The sequence below is a fragment of the Angustibacter speluncae genome (assembly GCF_054777815.1).
Map to the genome: position 1 here is coordinate 1 of NZ_BAAHAF010000079.1, position 2,065 is coordinate 2,065.

Genomic DNA, 2,065 nt, shown 5'->3' on the forward strand with positions numbered 1-2,065 from the left:
GGTGGCGGCCGGCCCGCTGAGCGGCAGCGGGGTCCTGGCCCTGGGCGGCGCCGACCGCCCGGTGCACGCGGTCGCGGCCGTGGGCGCCGTCCTCACCGCCTCGCGGGTGCTCGCCGGCGGGGACTGCGGCGACCTCACCGACGCCGCCCGCGAGGCCGACGAGGCGGCCGACCGCGCGGAGGGTGCGCTGGCCCTGTCCGACGAGGCCGCGGGCGACGCGCTCACCGGCATGCGCAACGACGGCGGTCACGCGATCCGGCACCTGCGCGACGAGGGCCTGATCCCCAACCGCGGCAGCCTGGCGTCCCAGGTCGAGCAGTTCAGCACGCTGACGCGCCCGATCCTCACCGCGCCGAGCTCGACCTTCAGCTGGCGGCTCGGCGGCACCCAGTCGGTCGGCTACGTCGGCAAGGCCCCCGACGGCACCGACGTGGTGGTCTTCGTGGCGACCGAGGGCCCGTACAAGGGCAAGGTGATCTCGGCCGTCGTCCCGGACGCGAACCAGCGCACCCAGTGGGGCATCCCGTGACGACCCTGCACGAGGCGCTGACCTGGAGCGGCAGCTGGGCCGAGCTGCTGCTGTTCGCCGCCTGGCCGGGCGCCGTGCCGCCCGAACTCGAGGGCACGCGCGTCGGGGCGGTCGCGCCCACCCGGGTGCGCGGTTACGAGCTCGAGGCGCCGGACGACGCCCTGGGCGGTCTGGTCGTGCACGAGGTCGACGTGCGCTACGACGCCGTCCCCGACGACCTCGAGGACGTCGTGCGCGGCTGGCTCACCCACGTCACGGGCGCCGGCGCCCGGGTGGCGTGGTTCGGGTTCGAGGCCTCGTTCGGGTTCGACCACCTGCTCGACGACGCGGTCGCCGACCAGGTCTACGCGGTGGCCGACGCCTCGCGGGTCGAGCTGGCCCTCGACGACGAGCGGCGCACGAGCCCGGCCTGGGCGCGCGAGCTCGCCTCGTTCCGCGCCGTCCTGCTCGACGCCGGCCGGTGACCCCGGGTCGGCGAGCGGGGATCAGTCGCGGGCGAGCAGGTCGCGCGCCGCGCGCAGCACGTCGGCCTCCTGCACCAGCACCAGGTCGGCGGCGGCGCCCAGCGGCACGAAGCTGTCGTGCGCGGCGACCCGGGCGAGGTGGCCCCGGTAGCCGCCGTCGACGAGCGCGGTCACCACGCCCTCCGACACCCCTCCGCTGCGCCGGGTCTCGTCGACCACCAGCACCCGCCCACTGACCTGCGCCTCGCGCAGCACGTCGTCGACCGGCAGCGGCACGAGCCAGCGCAGGTCCACCACCCGCACGCCCACGCCATCGGCCGCGAGCGCCCGCGCGGCCCGCAGCGACAGCCGCAGGCCGTTGCCGAAGGTGACCAGGGTCAGGTCGGTGCCGTCGCCGTGGGTGCGGGCCCGACCGACCGGGACGTGGGCGGCGTCGTCGACCGCCAGCCACCCGCCGTCGCCGTCGTCGTGCAGGTCGCGGGAGTGGTACAGCGCGATCGGCTCGAGGAACACGCACACCCGTCCCTCGACCTGCGCCACGGCGGCGCAGGTGCGCAGCACGGCGGCCGCGTCGTCCGGCCGGGCGGGTGAGGCCACGACGAGACCCGGCACGTCCCGCAGCACGGCCACCGAGTTGTCGTTGTGGAAGTGGCCGCCGAAGCCGCGCTGGTAGGCGTAGCCGGGCACGCGGACGACCATCGGGTTGGTGTAGCGGCCCGCGGAGAAGAACGCCTGCGTCGCGCCCTCGCCGCGCAGCTGGTCCTCGGCGTTGTGCAGGTACGCCAGGTACTGGATCTCCGGCACCGGCAGCAGGCCCGCCAGCCCGGCGCCGAGCCCCAGCCCGAGCACGGTCTGCTCGTCGAGCAGGGTGTCGAAGACGCGGGTGCCGCCGTGCTCCTTCTGCAGGCCGCGGGTCACGCCGTACACCCCGCCCTTGGCCGCGACGTCCTCGCCGAGCACCATCGCGCCCGGGACGGCGGCGAGCACCTGGCGCAGGGCGCCGCCGATCGCCTGGGCCAGCGTCTGCGGCCCGGCGGCCGGGCCGGGGTGCGCGGCGAGGCGGTCGGCCTCG

Annotated in this window: 2 protein-coding genes and 1 pseudogene; 2 read left to right on the plus strand and 1 reads right to left on the minus strand. The window is 76.7% G+C overall.

All coding sequences use genetic code 11. The annotated features are described in order from the left end of the window. Both ACYVKY_RS09430 and ACYVKY_RS09435 read left to right on the plus strand, forming a co-directional pair. A pseudogene (locus tag ACYVKY_RS09430) lies at positions 1 to 529 on the plus strand (hypothetical protein); the annotation flags it as partial. Further along, positions 526 to 993, plus strand: a complete 468-nt coding sequence (locus ACYVKY_RS09435; protein ID WP_460434718.1) for a hypothetical protein — start codon at positions 526 to 528, stop codon at positions 991 to 993. The pseudogene ACYVKY_RS09430 and the gene ACYVKY_RS09435, both read left to right, overlap by 4 nt. Before the next feature lie 21 nt (positions 994 to 1,014). Here ACYVKY_RS09435 and ACYVKY_RS09440 read toward each other — a convergent pair. Then, positions 1,015 to 2,065 (minus strand): alpha-ketoacid dehydrogenase subunit beta (locus tag ACYVKY_RS09440; protein WP_460434719.1); only part of this gene is annotated, 1,051 nt, incomplete at its 5' end.